Origin of the sequence: Pseudochryseolinea flava, from assembly GCF_003286915.1 — a bacterium.
Taxonomy (GTDB): Bacteria; Bacteroidota; Bacteroidia; order Cytophagales; family Cyclobacteriaceae; genus Ohtaekwangia; species Ohtaekwangia flava.
On the sequence record NZ_QMFY01000005.1, the window covers coordinates 247368 to 266990 of the forward strand.

Annotated in this window: 15 protein-coding genes; 7 read left to right on the top strand and 8 right to left on the bottom strand. The window is 43.6% G+C overall.

Annotation, left to right across the window (positions count from 1 at the left end; genetic code table 11):
• The first annotated feature begins 57 nt into the window (after positions 1-57).
• Positions 58-2202 (top strand): hypothetical protein, encoded by a 2145-nt coding sequence (locus DQQ10_RS12180; RefSeq protein WP_245970386.1) that lies wholly within the window; start codon positions 58-60, stop codon positions 2200-2202.
• Here the strand turns inward: DQQ10_RS12180 and DQQ10_RS12185 are convergent.
• Positions 2199-3254 (bottom strand): GntR family transcriptional regulator, encoded by a 1056-nt coding sequence (locus DQQ10_RS12185; RefSeq protein ID WP_112747278.1) that lies wholly within the window; start codon positions 3252-3254, stop codon positions 2199-2201. The two genes, DQQ10_RS12180 and DQQ10_RS12185, sit on opposite strands and share 4 nt — an antisense overlap.
• A 133-nt stretch (positions 3255-3387) precedes the next feature.
• On the opposite strand from DQQ10_RS12185, the gene DQQ10_RS12190 reads away from it, so the two are divergent.
• Genes DQQ10_RS12190 through DQQ10_RS12210 form a run of 5 tightly spaced genes read left to right on the top strand, consistent with a single transcriptional unit; the run spans position 3388 to position 9824 of the window.
• Positions 3388-4446: a glycoside hydrolase family protein gene (locus DQQ10_RS12190; protein ID WP_245970388.1), complete on the top strand. Its 1059-nt coding sequence runs from the start codon at positions 3388-3390 to the stop codon at positions 4444-4446.
• Positions 4447-4453: 7 nt separating this feature from the next.
• On the top strand, positions 4454-5818 hold the full coding sequence (locus DQQ10_RS12195; RefSeq protein WP_112747279.1) for a Gfo/Idh/MocA family protein: 1365 nt from the start codon (positions 4454-4456) through the stop codon (positions 5816-5818).
• Complete coding sequence (locus DQQ10_RS12200) at positions 5811-7163, top strand: glycoside hydrolase family 88/105 protein (protein ID WP_112747150.1); 1353 nt, start codon at positions 5811-5813, stop codon at positions 7161-7163. Before DQQ10_RS12195 ends, DQQ10_RS12200 begins: the two co-directional genes overlap by 8 nt.
• A 13-nt stretch (positions 7164-7176) precedes the next feature.
• Positions 7177-7944, top strand: a complete 768-nt coding sequence (locus DQQ10_RS12205; protein WP_112747281.1) for a rhamnogalacturonan acetylesterase — start codon at positions 7177-7179, stop codon at positions 7942-7944.
• Positions 7941-9824 (top strand): rhamnogalacturonan lyase, encoded by a 1884-nt coding sequence (locus DQQ10_RS12210; protein ID WP_245970390.1) that lies wholly within the window; start codon positions 7941-7943, stop codon positions 9822-9824. Before DQQ10_RS12205 ends, DQQ10_RS12210 begins: the two co-directional genes overlap by 4 nt.
• Before the next feature lie 592 nt (positions 9825-10416).
• Here the strand turns inward: DQQ10_RS12210 and DQQ10_RS12215 are convergent.
• The 5 genes from DQQ10_RS12215 to DQQ10_RS12235 all read right to left on the bottom strand — a co-directional run bounded on the left by DQQ10_RS12215 (position 10417) and on the right by DQQ10_RS12235 (position 16517).
• Complete coding sequence (locus DQQ10_RS12215; protein WP_112747151.1) at positions 10417-10809, bottom strand: GxxExxY protein; 393 nt, start codon at positions 10807-10809, stop codon at positions 10417-10419.
• Between the two features lie 58 nt (positions 10810-10867).
• Entirely contained in the window at positions 10868-11560 is a 693-nt protein-coding gene (locus DQQ10_RS12220) for an ABC transporter ATP-binding protein (RefSeq protein ID WP_112747283.1), read from the bottom strand.
• Positions 11561-11565: 5 nt separating this feature from the next.
• Positions 11566-13041 (bottom strand): DUF5687 family protein, encoded by a 1476-nt coding sequence (locus tag DQQ10_RS12225; protein ID WP_133259629.1) that lies wholly within the window; start codon positions 13039-13041, stop codon positions 11566-11568.
• 269 nt (positions 13042-13310) lie between these two features.
• Positions 13311-15272: a GAF domain-containing protein gene (locus DQQ10_RS12230; RefSeq protein ID WP_112747153.1), complete on the bottom strand. Its 1962-nt coding sequence runs from the start codon at positions 15270-15272 to the stop codon at positions 13311-13313.
• 117 nt (positions 15273-15389) lie between these two features.
• The gene (locus DQQ10_RS12235; RefSeq protein ID WP_112747154.1) at positions 15390-16517 is read right to left on the bottom strand and encodes a carboxypeptidase-like regulatory domain-containing protein; all 1128 of its coding nucleotides are present in this window, start codon (positions 16515-16517) and stop codon (positions 15390-15392) included.
• A gap of 163 nt (positions 16518-16680) precedes the next feature.
• Here DQQ10_RS12235 and DQQ10_RS12240 point away from each other — a divergent pair, with 163 nt between their 5' ends.
• Positions 16681-18297 (top strand): glycoside hydrolase family 43 protein, encoded by a 1617-nt coding sequence (locus DQQ10_RS12240; RefSeq protein ID WP_112747155.1) that lies wholly within the window; start codon positions 16681-16683, stop codon positions 18295-18297.
• 120 nt (positions 18298-18417) lie between these two features.
• On the opposite strand, the gene DQQ10_RS12245 is transcribed toward DQQ10_RS12240, so the two are convergent.
• Both DQQ10_RS12245 and DQQ10_RS12250 read right to left on the bottom strand, forming a co-directional pair.
• Positions 18418-18816, bottom strand: coding sequence for a hypothetical protein (locus DQQ10_RS12245; RefSeq protein ID WP_112747156.1), 399 nt, complete (start codon positions 18814-18816; stop codon positions 18418-18420).
• Positions 18817-18999: 183 nt separating this feature from the next.
• Complete coding sequence (locus DQQ10_RS12250; RefSeq protein ID WP_112747157.1) at positions 19000-19617, bottom strand: response regulator; 618 nt, start codon at positions 19615-19617, stop codon at positions 19000-19002.
• Positions 19618-19623 lie beyond the last annotated feature (6 nt).

Sequence of the window (19623 nt, forward strand, 5' to 3'; positions counted from 1 at the left end):
TTATTTCTGTTTTATTTTTCTGAGGAAATGGTCACTTTTAGATGGATCATGAAAAATATGTCGATAAGGTTTTGCAGCAGACTTTGTTTCTTCACGACACAAGCGTTGTTAGTGATGTGTTGCGCGACGATAAAGCATCAATCAAATAAGATTGATCGATTTGCGCTAGTTTCCCGCAATAATGTTGTTCTTCATGCACCGGATACATTGGGATCACTGTCTGTCGGCAATGGCGAATTTGCGTTTACGGTTGATATCAGTGGATTGCAAACATATTATAAAGCGTATGAAAATGGAGTTTCGTTAGGTACGCAAACGCAGTGGGGATGGCACAGCATACCGCATGATAAGTTCACCGTAGAAGATGTTGCGGTGAAATACGAATCTTGCGATGGGACCATGGCACCGTATGCGATCCAACATTCGCAGGGTAGCGCCGGTGCCGCAACGGCATCCCTACGCGCCAATCCGCACCGGTTGCATTTGGGATTAATCGGTCTTGTACTGTTAAAAGAGAATGGTGATGAAGTCGCACTGCATGAATTGGAAAACACTTTTCAAAAGCTTGATTTGTGGACTGGCAAAATAGAAACTACTTATACGGTTGAGGGTGTGCCTGTGAAAGTAGAACTTTATTCACATCAAACGCTCGATCAGATAGCTGTGAAGATTGAATCAGATCTTATCACAAAGTCACGGCTGAAGATTAAAATGACATTCCCCTATGGAAAAGAATGTCATGTATGCCCGGGATATGATTTCGAGAATACGGATAAGCACACCACCACACTGGTAGAAAATAAGGGTGAGCATGCAGTTATTAAACATCAGCTCGATACGACCACCTATTTTGTTACTGTGGATTGGAAGGGTGGTACGATCAAATCTTCCAATAGAGAACATGTCTTTGAACTCTCGCCAGCGACTGCGAACCGATTTGAATTCACGGCCCATTTTTCAAAAACACAAGTGGGGCCGAGGGCGAACTACTCGGAGACTGCGGAAAGCAGTATTCATCATTGGAAAAGATTTTGGTCCAACGGTGGGGCTATTGATTTTTCGCAATGCGCGGATCCACGCGCCAGAGAACTGGAACGACGCGTAATTCTTTCTCAATACTTGACGCGTATTCATTGTGCCGGCTCGATGCCACCGCAGGAAACAGGGCTCACGTTAAACAGTTGGTTTGGTAAGTTTCATTTGGAAATGCATTGGTGGCATGCGGCCCAATTTAGTTTGTGGGGAAGAGATTCGCTTCTTCAACGCAGCATGCCGTGGTATCAACAGGTGTTGCCGAAAGCGCAGGCAACTGCCAAATGGCAAGGGTATGATGGCGCGCGTTGGCAGAAAATGACTGATCCTGTCGGCGATGAAAGTCCGTCGAGTGTTGGTGCATTCATCATTTGGCAACAACCGCATCCAATATATTTTGCTGAGCTCCTTTACCGCACACAACCTTCTCGCGAGACGTTGTTGAAATATCAAGACATTGTTTTTAACACGGCCACATTCATGGCTTCATTCGTGAAGGAACGCGATGGTGCATATCACCTTTGTCACCCTTTGATTCCTGCACAAGAAATCTTCAAAGCCAAAGAAACGGATGATCCCGCTTTTGAACTTCAGTATTGGTATTACGGTCTTTCTACTGCGCAACAATGGCGTAAACGGCTAGGATTACCTGAGGAACCATATTGGAAAAAAATAATCGAAAGACTAACGCCACTATCTGCAGATAAGGGACTTTACCTACCCAACGCAACAACGCCGAACGCATACGGTGATGATCAATATCGTCGCGATCATCCTGCCGTACTCGGTGCTTTGGGGATGTTGCCTGTTAATACACGCGTTGATACTGCCGTGATGCGCAATACATTGGAAAATATTATGCAACGTTGGCAATGGGAAACTACTTGGGGATGGGACTATCCCCTAATTGCCATGACAGCGGCGCGTGTGAATAAACCGGATATTGCCATCGATGCGTTGCTGATGAATGTCCAGAAGAATACGTACTTGGTGAATGGTCACAACTATCAAGATAAACGACTTCGTATTTATCTTCCTGGCAATGGTGGACTACTAGCAGCGGTAGCCATGATGGCTGCGGGCTGGGATGGAAGCACGGATGATGCTCCTGGGTTTCCGAAGAATGGCCAATGGAATATCAAATGGGAAGGATTAAAAAAAATGCCCTAGATGGAGTGTCTATTGATAAGACTAAATACATTTTTTACCATTTCCTTTTTCTTTTTCATAATCATATAAGCAGCGGTTTCTCCCATCACTTGAAAGTCAGTCGAAATTACCGTAATGCCGAGAAGATCTTTTAGCGGTGTATCGTTGTATGAAATGATACCGATGTCCTGACCGAGGATAAAATTTTTATCGCGTACTTGTTTCATCAAACTCACGAGATCAGCTTCTTCGATAATGATGTATGCGTCATTGGTGCGCAAGTCCATGTCCGGATAAATCTCATCAAGCACCTCGAAATCAAAGTCACGGTCATTGCAGAATTTCTTGAAGCCTTGAAGGATTTCGATAGGATATGGATAAACGGTTTTGCGCGGATAAACGAGAATCAACTTTTCGTAACGCTTTAGTCTGTCTTTACCTTCGCTTAAAGCATCATAGATATCCATTTTAAAATCTTGGTAAATGAAACCTACTTCTCGGCGCAGGTCAGGTAGGTAGTTGTCGAGAATGACGAGTTTGTCTTCAGGAATTTTTCGCAATGCCTCGAGAACTTCAGGTGTTATGCTTTGGTGTACATCATGTTCATCTTTGAAGTGCGGCATGATTACATATTGATCATAGCGTCCAATATTCTCGTTGATGGTTGTCAGAAATATTTTAGGATCGCAGTGATAGATATTTAAGTCTACTTGCGCATGTTGTCCGAGGCTGTCGACGAACGAATTGTAAATGCGAAGTTTGTACGAGCTAAGTTTGTTGAGAAGGAATAGCACGCGAACTTTTGAAGGGAATAAATGACGCGCCACGTAGTATCCTTTTCCTTTTGCAGAGATGATAATCTGCTGCTCTTTCAAGAAGTTATAGGCTTTTTCGACCGTGTCTCTAGAGAGGTAATATTCTTCACTGATTTCGTTGATGGAAGGAATACGTTGCCCAACGGAGAGGATACCCGCTTCAATGTCTTGAATGATCGAGTTAATAATTTGACGATACTTTGGAATTCGCGACTCACTATCGATACGAATTTCAATCAGGCATTCTGTCTCCTTCATTCCGTTCATGTTAAGCTTGTACGTTGTGTAAAACCTCGCGGGCACCACGCGCAATCGGTATAGTGCAGGATAGTTGTTTGAACCAAGTTAAATATTTTTATCATATTGCGCAATCGATTGCATCCTTTATTGCATGTTTTTAGAAAGTCATCATATATCCAGAAGATCATTTTTGTTGAGCACTTTGCTTACACCTGCGGCGATGGCCATCGCGAACACCATGCGATTTGATCCAAAAAAGTTGGAGCCGATTGGAAGAAATTTGCAATGGAAAGATGGCTACGTGTGGTGCAACAGTCCTATTGACGGCCCCGATGGAAAAGTCCACGTATTTTATTCACGGTGGACTGCCGATCGAAAGATGGGCGGATGGCTTAACGGATGCGAGATTGCACATGCTGTAGCGAACTCACCAGAGGAACCTTTTGAGTATGTCGAAACAGTTCTTGCGCCGCGCGGTGGTGATGCATGGGATGCTACAACGTGTCATAATCCACATATTCAAAAGGTCGATGATAAATATTGTCTATTTTATATGGGCAATAGTAATGGCCAAACAAATACAAAACGAATTGGTCTTGCTACAGCTACGTCGTTAGCCGGGCCATGGCAACGACCTGATGAACCGCTGTTGCAGCCGGGTGATGCTGGTGCATGGGATGATCATTGCACGACAAACCCTGCCTTTGTAAAACGCAATGGGAAGTACTGGCTTTTTTACAAGTCATGGAACACAAAAGATTATGAGACCACAACGGGGCCCATACGCGGCAATCGAAAGTACGGCGTCGCCATTTCGTCAACGCTTGAAGGTCCGTATATAAAATCGGCGCATAACCCAATATTAGATTTTTCGGCACGTGGCAATAACGAACAACTTGAAGACGCTTTCGTATGGTGTGAAGGTAAGCGATTCAAAATGCTTGCGCGCGATATGGGTTTTTACAATCACGAAGTTGGTCTGTATCTCGAATCGAAAGACGGCTTGAAGTGGTCACATCCAGAGATGGCTTACGCGTCGCTGAAGGAATATGTTTCGGAGCCGGAACCGCCCTCTCATTTAAAGCGGTACGGAAGATTTGAGCGACCACAACTGCTCATTCGCAACGGTAGGCCTACCTATCTTTTTACGGCTGCCCAAGGTGGACCGTATGGAACATCGACAGCTTTTATTTTTAAAATCAATCAATAGCGATCATATGAAGAACAGCAAAGTAACGCGGAGAGATTTCATGGCAGCATCGGGCGTAATGGCAGGAGCGATGTTGGTAAACCCATTAAGTACATTGGCAAACAGCTGGAGTCCAGACAAGAAAAAACGAATCGCCATTGTCGGCACAGGAAGTCGCGCGCATGGCATGTGGTCGAAAGAGGTATTAAAAGATTATCCCGATAAAGTTGAGTTTGTTGCACTTTGTGATATCAACCCGGGACGTCTTGAATTCTTCAAAAAGTCTGTAGGCTTTAATTGTCCCACCTTCACCGATTTTGAAAAGATGATGAAGGATGTGAAACCCGATACGTTAATTGTGACGACGGTTGATGCGACCCATCACGAGTTTATCATTCGCGGTATGGAACTCGGCGCCAATATCATCACCGAAAAACCGATGACGACTGACGAAACAAAATGTGAAGCCATACTTGCCGCGGAAAAGAGAACAGGAAAGAAAGTAACGGTTACTTTCAACTATCGTTATTCACCGCATCGCGCGAAGATATATGAATTGCTTCGCAGTGGCGTAATTGGTAATGTAACATCGGTAGATTTTCATTGGTATCTCGATACGGGCCATGGTGCAGATTACTTTAGAAGATGGCATCGCTTGAAAGAGAAAGGTGGAACATTGTGGGTTCATAAAGCAACCCATCATTTCGATCTTCTCAATTGGTGGATTGAATCTGATCCTTCAGAAGTGTATGCGACGGGTTCACTCGAATTCTACGGAAAGAACAATCCTTTTCGTCATACACATTGCAGGCCATGTCGACATAAAGAGGAGTGTAAGTTTTATTGGGATGTTAACAAGCGACAGAACTATGTTGACCTCTATGTGAACCACGAGAAACACGATGGCTATCTGCGCGATGGTTGTGTGTGGAAGGAGGATATCAATATTTATGATAAGATGGCGGCGACAATCAAATATGCCAATGGTGTGCAAGTGAGTTATTCGCTCACAACGTATTCGCCATATGAAGGCTATCGCATTGCTTTCAACGGAACCAAAGGACGAATAGACATGTGGATCGAAGAGAGCAATCCGATGGAAGAAAGAAATTATGATGAGATCGTAGTGACGCAAAACTTTGGGAAGCGCGAGGTAATTCGTGTTTCGCATGGAGAAAGCGGACACGGTGGTGGTGATAAACTTTTGAAAGATAAAATTTTTGGTGGCGTTACCACAGATCCGCTGAATCAGGCGGCGAGTGTGCGCGATGGAGCATTATCTATTTTGGTTGGCATAGCGGCGCGCAAGAGTTGTGAAACCGGACTGCCCGTGAAGATCGACGGTCTTACCAGTATAAAGCCCGGCATAAAAAGACAGTTTGCCAATGGATAAGTACATACGGAACGCACTCGTGCTCATCGGCAGTTTGTTGGTGAGTACGGCGATTTATGCACAGCAACCTCATCAAGGAAACGATGTCAATACGCCGCTGCATGCACTACAACCCGATTACAAAATTCCTTATCAGGTCACTACGCCAGAAGCGGTGAAAGTAGTGTTGGATCGCGTCCATAAATATCTTGACGCGGTTACACCTGCCACAGTCATCGACAGTAAAACTAATTTGCCGATCAATGATTTTACAAAACCTGTTCAAACGGCGATACTAAAACCAGGGGACTTCCGACTAACAAGCTACGAATGGGGTGTTACCTATAGCGGCATGTTAAAGATTGCCTCCGTAACTGGAGATAAGAGATATAGTAACTATGTATCAACACGATTCAAGTTTTTGCAGCAAGTCGTTCCCTATTTTCAATCCTTCGGAAAACAATTTCCAACAGTAGCCAATCCGTTGCGTCATGTATTTGATCCCAAAGCTTTAGACGATGCCGGTGCTATGTGCGCTGCGATAATTAAAGCTGAACGCGCCGGACTTTCTTCGCTGCGACCTCAAATTGAAAATTATATTCAGTACATATTCACCAAGGAATATCGCTTGTCGGATGGAACGCTTGCGCGAAACCGTCCCCTGCCAAATACGTTGTGGCTTGATGATTTGTATATGAGTGTTCCTGCACTGGCGCAGATGGGGAAGCTGACCGGTGAACAGAAATATTATGACGAAGCGGTGAAGCAAATAAAACAGTTCGCATCGCGCATGTTCAACCAAGAGAAGAAGTTATTTATGCATGGCTGGGTGGAGAGCATGGACGTTCATCCGCAATTCCACTGGGCGCGCGCGAATGGTTGGGCACTGATGACGATGGTTGAAGTACTTGACGTGTTGCCGTCAGATCATCCTGGCCGAGGATATGTTATGGAATTATTTCAGAAGCAAGTGCAAGGTTTGGCAATGTGTCAATCCGGCGATGGCTTTTGGCATCAGCTCCTAGATCGTTCAGATTCTTATCTTGAAACTTCAGCGACAGCGATCTATGCGTATTGTATTGCGCATGCGATCAACAATGGCTGGATCAACAGAGAAGCATATGGCCCGATGGCATTACTCGCTTGGAACGCCGTGAGCACGAAGGTTACCGCCGAGGGACAAGTAGCGGGTACTTGTGTGGGGACCGGTATGGCTTTCGATCCTGCATTTTATTATTACCGCCCAACGCATAATTATGCAGCACACGGATATGGTCCAGTGCTGTTAGCTGGTGCAGCCATGTATCAGTTGCTGAAGTTACATCCACCAGTAGTTAATGATAGTGCCTTAATGTTTCCCAAATAAAAAAATGAACGGAATGAAATCTTTTGCATGGATACTGTTAGCCTCATTGTTGTTGTCGACGAGTCTAAAGATAAAGCCATCGATTTTTCTTGTTGGTGATTCCACTGTTAAAAATGGAAGTGGAAAAGGCGAAAAAGGACTGTGGGGCTGGGGGGATTTTCTTCACGAGCAATTTGACACCATGAAAGTGCACATCGAGAATCATGCACGCGGTGGAAGAAGTAGCAGAACGTATCAAACGGAGGGGCTATGGGACAATGTGCTTGCGCGTGTTAAGCCAGGTGATTTTGTCATTATGCAATTCGGCCATAACGATGCTGGACCTATTAATGATACGTTGCGCGCACGTGGATCGATAAGAGGAGTCGGAGAGGAGACAGAAGAGATTGATAACTTGATAACGAAGAAGCATGAAGTCGTCCATTCTTATGGATGGTATATGCGTAAATACATCCGCGATACAAAAGCTAAAGGCGCCACACCAATTGTATGTTCATTGGTGGCGCGAAATGTCTGGAAAGATGGCAAGGTAGTTCGCGCGCAGGACAGCTATGCGGGGTGGGCTCAACAGATAGCACAAGCCGAGGACGCTCTTTACATTGATTTAAATGATCTCGTTGCCTCGCGTTATGAAACCCTCGGCCCCGAAGAAGTGAAAACAAAACTTTTTCTCGAAGACCACACACATACAACAGCGGAAGGTGCGAAGATAAATGCAAGCCTTGTCGCGCAAGGAATCGCAGGGCTCAAGAATAAACAGCTCAGAAAATTGATCAAATGATAGCCGCGACAAACAACGACGTTTTTAGCATAATGGATTTGTTTCGACACGTGTTGATGATTATCATCGGAATCGTCGTCGTGAGTGGCTGTGTAGTAGGCCAGGAACGTCAGGTAGAGAAACTTGATCGTGGATTAATTGTTGTTCGAGAAAATCAACAGAAAGCTTTTTTGAGTTGGAGACTTTTAAAAAGCGACCCTGATAACATTTCGTTTGATGTGTATCGGGAAACGGAAGGCACATTGCTCCAAAAGCTTACTTCAACACCCATTTCCGATGCGACGTGTTTTACAGATTCTTTAGCAGACTTGAAAAAGAAGAATGTGTGGCTTGTGAAAGCAACGTCCGATGGCAAAGACGCATCAACAAGTACGACATCGTTGGCGGCGAATGCTCCCCTCCAATCTTTTTTATCCGTGCCGTTGAAGACACCTCAAGGGTATAGGCCAAATGATATTTCTCCTGGTGATCTTGACGGTGATGGCAATTACGAATTGGTCGTTCACATGACTGGGAAGGCCCACGACAATTCCCATAAAGGAATAACCGATCCTCCTATTCTTCATGCTTATAAAATGGACGGCACGCTTCTCTGGGAAATTAATTTGGGCATAAACATCCGTGAAGGGGCGCACTACACACAATTCATGGTGTTTGATTTGGACGGCGACGGTCGTGCAGAAGTTGCTTGTAAAACTGCGGATGGCAGTAGAGATGGGAAAAGCAAAGTGATTGGTGATATGAAAGCCGATCATCGAAATGTCGATGGCTATATATTAAAGGGAGCTGAGTATTTGTCCATTTTTGATGGGCTTACAGGCGAAGTGTTAACTACAACGGAGTACCTACCCGCACGGCATCCCGAAACTTCCAGTCCTACTTTCGAACAGATGAAATCTATTTGGGGTGATGGTTATGGTAACCGTATGGATCGTTTTTTAGCGTGCATCGCTTACTTGGATGGAAAACGACCAAGTTTGGTGATGGCGCGAGGTTACTACACACGAACCGTGCTAAGTGCATGGAACTGGCGCGATGGAAAATTATCCCACCAATGGACTTTTGATAGTGATGCATCTGAAGAGAATAAAAAGTATGGAGGACAAGGAAATCATAATCTAAGTGTTGCGGATGTTGACGGTGATGGACGTGACGAGATAATTTACGGAGCCTGCGTTATCGATGATGATGGCAAAGGTCTACATACAACGGGGTTAGGACATGGTGACGCATTGCATGTTTCTGATCTTGATCCTGATCGACCTGGATTGGAAATATTTGATATTCAAGAAAGGTTCGACGATGCTGGCATGCACTTTCGCGACGCGATGAATGGAAATGTGCTTTGGCGGAAGCCTTCGATAAAGGCTGGAGAAGATGGTGAAGGTCCAGGACGTGGAAATGCATTTGATATTGATCCGCGTTATCCGGGTTTCGAGTGTTGGGTGAAAGGCGCAAACATCACGGGATTGTATTCGTGCAAGGGGACGTTAATTGCTTCGCAAGCGCCAACGATGTGCAACTTTGCCGTGTGGTGGGATGGCGATTTATTGCGCGAACTTCTCGATAAAAATGTGATTGCAAAATGGAACTGGGAGCGTAATGCGTTAGCGTCACTCATGACGGCAAGTGAATGTGATTCAAACAACGGGACGAAAGCAACGCCCGCGCTATGCGCAGACCTCTTCGGCGACTGGCGTGAAGAGGTAATTTGGCGAACGAAAGATAACACCGCGTTACATATTTACACAACGACAATACCAACCCGTTATAGGTTTGTTACACTGATGCATGATCCTGTTTACAGACTTGCTATTGCGTGGCAAAATGTTGCTTACAATCAACCGCCGCATGTGAGCTATTATCTTGGCGTAAAGTGATAGTCGCATCTCTTGGTGCTTTCGAACTCTTAGTGGCTACAGTGTGCGTGTACTCATGTTGACGTCGCATTCCTTCCGAGCGTGCCGTTTCTTATCCTAAATTTTGTTTGCCACGAAGTCACAAAGGCGCAAAGTAATGCAAGGAATTCTTGGCGTACCTTAGAGCCTTCGAACCTTTGTGGTAAATGGACAATGGACATAATGCAATCACAGGTGAAGTTCATTCTTCCGAGCGTGCTGTGCTTATCCTAAATTTTGTTTGCCACGAAGTCACAAAGGCGCAAAGTAATGCAAGGAATTCTTGGCGACCTTAGGCCTTCGAGCCTTTGTGGCAAATGGACATAATGCAATGACAGGTGAAGTCGATTCTTTCGCGCGTTCAGTTTCTTATCCTAATTTTTTTTGCCACAAAGTCGCAAAGACACAAAGTAAAGCAATGAATTCTTGGCGTACCTTAGAGCCTTCGAGCCTTTGTGGCAAATGGATATAATGCAGTGACAGGTGAAGTCCATTCTTTCGCGTGTGCAGTTTCTTATCCTAATTTTTTTTGCCACGAAGTCGCAAAGGCGCAAATTAACGCGAAGGGATTTTTTTAGTTTATAAAGCGATGTATTCCATTCTTAATAAGCGGAACGTTAAAATTGATTAAATACCCTAGGTTCAAATTTGTCAATTTAAGATGACTGATGATCTGTGCTTCCCAAACTGGATGAACGTTTTCAATCGCCTTAATTTCGATGATCACTTTTTTCTCAACCAGTAAATCTAAGCGCAACCCTTCTTTGAATTGAATGCCGTCGTATTGAATGGGAACATCTAGCTGTCTCTGAATATTGAGTTCTGATTTCTGTAGTTCATGCGCAAGGCACACCTCGTACACCTTTTCGAGCAGCCCTGGACCCAAATGTTTATGCAATTTATAGGCACAATTCACGATAATACGCCCGATTTGTTCCTCTTCGGTAGATAGAATTTTAACTTTCATACACAACGGTTTTTTTAATAACCTCTAAGTTAAAAATAGAAAACGCAATGCTATCAACTTATTTGTTGAAATAGTGTTCAAGAACCACCAACGCTTGCTGTCCACCTTGCATGTCGTTGATTATTTTTCCTTTTTCCATCAATACAATCCTATCGCTTATTTCTGTTACATGATTAAGGTCGTGGCTTGAGATCAAGAATGTAATTCCCTGTTTACTTTTTTGTTCAATGATTGCTTTTAGTCTCATCTGCGAACTTGGATCTAGGTTTTCAAACGGTTCATCGAGTACCACAATTTCAGGAATGCCAATCAGTGACGCGACGATTCCAACTTTCTTGATGTTTCCTTTTGATAGATCTCTGATATATTTTTTTGTTCCCAGTATCTCACCATTGAAGAACTCTTGAAATTCATTCAAAAAGGTTTCCAGTTGATCTTGATCGTAGTGATGAAGGTCTCCAACAAACTTGAAGTATTCCGTCGGTGTTAAGTAGGAAATCAAAAATCGTTCGTCTAGAAAAGATCCCACGTGTTTTTTCCAATCATCAGATCCACGCACGTTTTTATTGTTGATGTTGATTTCTCCAGTGGTGGGTATTACGAGGTCGAGAAGCATTCTGAAGAGCGTTGTTTTACCGGCACCGTTATTGCCGACTAGTCCAACGTTGATGCCTTTTTCCAATGTCAGGGAAGACACGTCAACTACCGTTGCATAATTGTACGTTTTTGTAAGATTTAATATTGAAATCATTGCCATTATTCTTTTCGGAAGTTGGATGCCATTAAGTGACGTTTATTATAGAATCGTTCTGTTGTCAAGGCTAGAAGTTTTTTATGGAATAGTATTCCGATTAGGCCAGCTACACCCACGGCAGTTAATCCCAATAGTGGTGAACCCATGAAATTGAACGGCGCATAAAATAAATAGGGGCTGATCATGAGTGGTATTCCCATAATCCATTGTGCAGCACCAATTCCTTGAATATTGAGTGAGCCGGAATGATTAAGATTTAGCCGCTTCACACCCCACATCGAAAGGTTCATGACAATGAAGGTGTTTATCCCAATGTTATAAACAGAACATGCAAGATTGAGGACAAGGTATCTCCAATCGAGAAAAGCAAATGGGATACTAAGAATAAACCACAATACTGTTGTCGCTGTTAGCAACCAATATTTAGACGCTACAAATGCTTTAAACGATACCGGCTGAGAGAGTAAGAAGTCGAAATGATCACTTTGCCAGCTGAATAAAAATTGACCATAATTCATCATAAACAGGCCGGAACAAACTATGCCAAAGAAAAGCATTCCAGCGTAATTATCGGGTTTTGAATGAAACGAATAGAATGCTAGCGGGAGCAGTAGAAATATAAAATGCATGATCAGTAACTCGCGCGAACGCTTGTGACGAAAGATTAATTTTAATTCGAGTGAAATCCAATGGCCTATCGATCCGAAATTTTTAAGAAATGGCAAATTGGTGAAGTGAAAAGATTGATCTTTTTCTCCGATGAAGTCATCTGTGTAAAGTGAATTGACAAAAATGCGATATGTAAAGTACGTGGCTAATGCACAGGCGGTGATTGTTGATACAACAAATGCGTAACCTTTTAGAGATAGGTTGAATATTTTTTCTGACGCCATCGACAATTGTATCCAGCCGTAGTAGTCGGCGATACCGATAAGTGAGCAGCACAATATGAATATAGTTGCTTTTAATTCGTTTGCGGCGAAATGCTTCTTCACGATAATGACTAAGAAGTGATTCGTTAAACTTATCATGCATAGTGCCAGCAACCACATCCAGCCCTGAAAGCTGCCATATGTTCGACTGATAGCGCCCATTGCAAATGGCGCGAACAAAAGTATTGCGGATATGTTGGTGGCGTGAAACAGCGATTTAAGTATGACAAAATTGATTATACTGCTGCGTTTGATAGGCAGGTGGAGGTACGGCTGTGCATCCAGTGCAGGTAAGCCTTGGATGATATATCGCATGATGAAACCTCCTATAAAATAGTAGAGCAATAACCGATGAAGAAATTGGATTGGGTCGGTGTGCCTGGAAATAGTGATAATAATATTCTCCAGTGCTAAACCTAATAGTAAAGAATACACGACGAAGGAAAGTAGCAGCAGTCCAAGGATTATCTGCACCACGGTGTCTTTCCCTACGGAAGTAGATCGAGTATAGCTTTTGTAGAGATGAGAGAGCAGGGTTAAAGTCAAAAGAATAATGTTTAGTTGATGTGTAAATTAGTCATTCTTTACGGATGCCAATATAGCGCTGATTTTTCGCGCTTCAGTGATTATATATTGGCGGGGTAACCCCACGAGGAACGAATTTTCTCTGCAGCGACTGTCGAGCTTCTTTTGTTTAATTGCTGACTTAGAACAAATATTGAGATAAGTATAATTACGCCAAAAAATAAGATACTCCATTAGTAAATTTGTTGCTTCCTAAAGTCGTTGTTGGAAATTAAAATTTCAGTGCGATATTATTGCGCTCCCTTCAATTCCCTGATCTGCTCGATATAGCCTTTTTCCTTTCTCAGCATCTCTTCTTGTGTAGCAGAAAGCTCTTCCATATTTTGACGCATTTCTTCTTCTTGTGATTTCATTTCTTCAGTCTGTTGCTGAAGTTGCTCAAGTAGCTCTTTCGTTTTTTCGTTCGTTACAATAGTGCTGATTGACGCCGCTATACTTTCGGCGAGTTTTTCCGCTAGTGCTACTTGGTAATTTTCAAGTTTTTTGAATGAAGCAATTTCAAATACACCATAGACAATTTCATTTACTTTGAGCGGCACGATAAGTACTACCGATGGATTCGCTTCGCCCAGACCGGATGTGATGTGCACGTAGTTTTTAGGAACATCGGTAAGGTAAATGGTGGATTTTTCTAATACACATTGCCCAATAAGTCCGTTTCCAAGTTCTATCGTCTTTTCCTGAAACTTGCGCTTTTCGTAGGCGTAACTTGCTTTGAGTTCAATCTTCGATTCTCCGTCATCTTCTGTTACTAAAAAAAGTCCACCCTGGTTGGCACCGAGGTAGGAGACAATAAACTTGATGATTTCATAATACAGTTCTTGTGAGGATCTCACCACGCGGAGTACGCTTCCGATTTGAGCAAGTCCTTCTGTCGACCAATTTCGTTGTGCATCCGCTTCACGTGCGCGTTGTAGTTGGTCGCGCATGTTTACGAGCGATTTACCAAGATGATCTTTGTCTTGTAAGTCGGTAAGTGTAGCATTTAAGTTTCCCTTGGAGATTTCGTCGGCAAAGGCAGCCTTCTGCTTTAATTTGTTAGCAAGGATGGTGAGCGATGTTAACATTTTCCCGAATTCGTCAGGGTATTGATGTTGGTCTGTCGTTACATCGAGGACTTCGCCATCACTCAATTGTTGCTGAAGATCTTTAATTCGGTTTACCCGGATCATAATTCTTCTCTTAAAGAAAAAGAAAACGTATACGATCAATAGTGCAAATACAGCAATGCAAATCGATACGACGATCAAATTATTTTTTGAGAAGAACACTGCCCACGATACGGATTGCTCTGGGATGAATGTCAGGGTGTACCAGTTTTTTCCAGGGAAAGTATAAGCACCGGTTGATCGTGACAACGCGCTGGTGTAGTCATCTAATACAATGTTGCCAAGTTGCTGCCCTTCTATCAGTGATTGACTTTCTCCAACGCTGATTTTATGGCCGATAAATGTTTTGTTGGCGGCGCTGATTACTTCACCGCTTGCATTGGTCATCACTACGAAAGCTCCGTCGTGGTCCTTAATGAGATCAGACTCTGCTTGCTGACGAATGCCATCGGTCACTTCATTCCACGAGGCGAAGTTATACCACACACCGACTACTGATCCTTCGCTATTCTTTACGGGCGCAGCGTATCCCATGCCGGCCCCAGATGATCGATAGATGCTGGCTACATCTTGGTCGTGCATAAAATCGGAGTACCAGGCGCCGCCAACGGGACCGCTACCGGTAGTGCACGCTCGAAACCATTCTTCGTTGCTGTAATTTTTGCCGACTAGTTTTTGTGAGGCGATCTCTTTACCGCCTCGATCAATCGTATTCACTGCCATGACCACGCCGTTGCGATTACAAAGCACCATGAGATCATAGAGTACATAATATGAGGTCATGGTGTTGATGAAAAGCTGCAAACCAGGTGCAACGGAATCGTTTTCAGCGGTGGTTACAGCGAGGTTATTGTATGCGTAGGCCTGTACATCGCCGAAACGCTCGTAAAAGTTTCGGTCAACCTTTTGGCCAACAGACTGCGATACGAGCGCTGCCGTGATTGACATGGCGCTATTGTACGAGCGAACTTGGCTATAGGTAAAATAGTATAACAACGATGCAAGAATGAACAAGACGGCGATGAGGCTCACCAGTCCGACGGAAGCAAATGCACGCTCCTTTAGAAACTTAAGCAATGTCATGGGGCTATCGAGGGTTACCAAATTCTAATATAGTATTTTAATTTACATCGGTGACCATCGATGCCTTAAAAGCTTATTTTACCGGAGTAATATTTTGAACGACGTAGTTTCCATTTATCAATCACAAAGGTTTTGCGCTTTCGGCGTCCAATCGTTGTCGTGTATCGGTTGAACACCCGTGGCGATAAATGAATTATCGATAATAATTTGAGCTCCTCGTTGAAAGTTCTCCTTGAAAAGACTTCGCGCCCAGTACAGTTTTCCATTTGGCGACGATTTATATTCTGTGGTAATCTCTAGCTCGCCAACAGTACTTTTGTTGAATGCTTCAATCATAGCGTCTTCATCGACAATACCAGACATTATAATTTTTGTTATAGAGAAATTCGTTTTGTTGATTTCTACTTTTCCGGAAAATGATATAAGGTTGGGAAATGGTATCACACCGACACGAAGAGTGCTTGCTTTAAATCGCACGGTTAATGTTGCTTCATCTTCTGACTCCACATCGAAAGCGTAATGTGATAGGTTCTTTTTGTTTAGAAATAAATTGTCACGATAGGCGATTACATCCCTGAGGAATATTCCGTTCACTTCGTAGATCAACGTGTTGTCTTTTGGAGTAAAAGGTGACCATTGTGCTGATACGCTATCATATTTTGTGATACAGGTTCCTTTTACAACAAGAAAGTCATTTCTTTTTTTACGCGGGTTGTATCCGTTTCCGAAATAGATGTCTGCGTTTATCGTCGTTCGTTGTTGTGTAAAATCATCCTTTGCTTGCGAAGCGTGGATCACCGTATTGAAGAGAATCGGCTCTTGCACAAAATTGACATGGATGCTATCGATCACTTGTTCAAAAAGTTCTTTCGCCCATTCTTTACTAGCTTCTACAACGATCGTCTCTGGTATTTCGATATGATGTTCTTCTAACGCGATGATTGTGGGTGTTGTCGCAAGGATGGTTTTCAGCGCTATACGTTTCGTTTTGAACCCAATGAAACTTATCTCTAAGGTGTCGGATAAATGATTTGCCTTAAAAAGGAATTTCCCATGTTCGTCGCTTGAGGTTCCGAATAGCGAATTTTTTAAACGGATGCTCGCGAATGACATTGGTTTTTTCGTGGTCTGGGAAATTACTGTACCTGCAATTTCGAAGGTTTTGCTTTTAGTAGCAGATTGTGCGTGGAGCATGTCCGTTGTGTAGCATAGCACAAGAAATAGGATAGCCGATAAGTTGTTCATACTAACAATTAGGGTAACGCAATCGTGTAGTCAAGATAGAACGATCCCGGGAAGTATGTGGTATTTTGATGCCGTGTTTATTTGCGCGCACCGGACTGTTTTATGATTTTTTTTAGTTAAAGTTGGCAACGAAAAACACCACGTGTTTTAAAGAATAAGTATCATGACAAAACCTCCTGTTTTTATTTTGTTCTTACTAATAATCGGTGTCTCACGGATGGTCTATGCGCAGCAGCAGGTGTGGGTTTCTGATCAGGGAAACAATACCTATCGAAACCCAGTGCTTCATGCTGACTATTCCGATCCGGATGCAATACGCGTTGGTGAAGATTACTACATGACTGCCTCTAGCTTCGACGCTATTCCTGGGTTGCCGATTTTACATTCGCGTGATCTCGTGAATTGGTCGTTGATCGGACATGCCCTGAAACGTCAGCCTCCATTTGAACATTTTGAAAAGACGCAACATGGCAATGGTGTGTGGGCTCCATCCATTCGATATCATAACAGTGAGTTCTATATCTACTATCCTGATCCAGACTTCGGGATTTATTTAACGAAGTCGAAGAATGCGATAGGTCCGTGGTCTGATCCGGTATTGGTCGAAGCTGGAAAAGGTTTGATAGATCCATGTCCACTCTGGGATGATGATGGTAATAACTATCTCGTGTATGCGTATGCCGGAAGTCGCGCGGGAATCAAGAGTGTAATCGCTGTAAAGAAGCTTAATGCTGCTGGCGACAAAACTGTGGATGCGGGCGTTATTGTTTATGATGGCCACGATCTTGATCCTACGATTGAAGGTCCTAAGTTTTATAAGCGCAATGGATACTACTACATCTTTGCACCTGGCGGTGGCGTAGCAACGGGATGGCAAACGGTATTGCGTTCGCGAAATGTATATGGTCCCTATGAACGAAAAGTGGTCATGGACCAAGGTACGACCTCAGTGAATGGGCCGCATCAAGGTGCTTGGGTTGATACACCATTGGGAGAGAACTGGTTTTTACATTTTCAAGATAAAGGAGCATTCGGGCGCGTTGTTCATTTGCAGCCATTGAAATGGTTGAACGATTGGCCAGTGATCGGCAGTGATGTAGATGGCGATGGGAAGGGTGAGCCCGTAACAGTTTATCAAAAGCCGGCGACGTCACGCAAGTATGCGATAGCCGCGCCGCCAGAGTCCGATGAGTTCAATTCGCATTTGCTGGGATTACAATGGCAGTGGCAAGCTAATCCAAAGGCTACTTGGGCTTTTGCAAGCAGTAACGGATTTCTAAGATTGTATGCTTCACGAGTGTCAGATAGTATTACGAACTACTGGGAGGTTCCTCATGTACTACTGCAAAAATTTCCAGCGGAAGCATTTAAAGTGACCACGCGAATAACCTTCAAGCCGAATGTTAAAATCGAAAATGAAAGAACGGGTTTGATTGTGATGGGACAAAGTTATGCTTACGTTGGATTGAAGAGTACAAAGGATGGCGTGAAGTTAGTTTATGTAAAATGCATTCACGCAGCGAGTGGCGCGTCGGAGAATGAAATTGTTCTTGCAGACTTAGGGCAACACGTTGTGTATCTACGCGTGACGGTGTCGGCGGATGCGAAGTGCGCGTTCAGTTATAGCGTCGATAATAAAGATTACGTATCTATTGAAAGCGACTTCATCGCGGAGGCGGGCCGATGGATTGGCGCGAAGGTGGGATTGTTCTGCACTAGAACGCAACCAACAAACGATTCAGGGTATGCTGATGTTGATTGGTTTCATGTTGAAAAGTGAGGGCTGGAATCGATGTTCGTTTCTATCGTGAAGATTAATTAGTGCGATATGGTGACATGCGATTTAGAGAAAAAATTCATTCGTTTTAACCGTCAATGCCATTCAATCACAAAGAGCTGATCAACTCGATCGGCCTTCATCCTTTCTCATGTAAATATAGAAAGTCCAAACTCCCACAATAAACGCCGTGATCACTGCCGGACTGAAGACTTCGAAGTCACTGTTATCATAGCGATCTGGATCATAATAGTATTTTAACAGCAAGCCTGCTAAAAGTATCGGCGGTGTTAACGTGGCGATGATGCCGAGGATTATTTTTTCTGCCCATTGCGCCACGTTTACGCGCAATAGAAAATAGGGTAATGTCAACAGTAACATGGCAAGAAACATGAGTCCAGAACCGACAATATACAAGAGCACGCACTGCCCACAATCATCAGGCATAGTAACCATTCCACTGACAAGAACCGTTAACGATGAAAGAAAGGCGCAGTAGAGATATTGTTGGAATACATTCATGACTCGGAAAGTGTAATATTTTCAGGGTTACTTTATCTACACAAGGTAGTCACGTTCATGCAAATATTTTAGTTGCATAACAACGACGATTTGCATAAGGTATTCAACTTACCATGGTTACGAACGACCTTTTAAGCTGTCTGTGAATTGAGTGAATACTTTGTTTGGTCCTCTGCTGGCTGATCAAAGAAATCCATAGTGCGCCGCGTGGCGAATCAACGAGGCTGTGTTTTTAACTTCAAACTTTGTGATAAGGTTTTTTCGATGTGTATCGACAGTCGCCGGGCTAATGAATAATTTGTCAGCGATGTTTTGATTGGTCATGCCATCGGCGATGAGGTTTAGAACTTCCTTCTCGCGCTTGGTGAGTACGGGAATTTTATCGGCTTCTTCTTCTCGTAAGATTGTCTTCACATCTGCGCTCATGAATACTTCATCGTTCATAACCGATTTGATAGCGTATCGCAGTTCATCATGGGAGGCGTTTTTGAGCACGTATCCCTGCGCTCCATTTTGTATCATTTTCTGGATAAAACTCAGTTGATTGAAAGAGCTTAAAGCAATGATGCGCATCGTTGGGTATAATGCTTTCAATTCGCGACACAGGTCAATGCCACTTTTGTCGGGAAGGCTGATATCGAGAAGCATGATGTCGGGTTGTTGTTCCTGCATCATTGTTAAGCATGACGCGGCATTGTCGGCACTTCCCATCCATTCAATATCGGCATCGCGCTCAAATAGCAGACGGATTCCTTCCGTTACCATCACGTGATCGTCGGTGATAAAGATTTTGGTAGGCATGCGTTG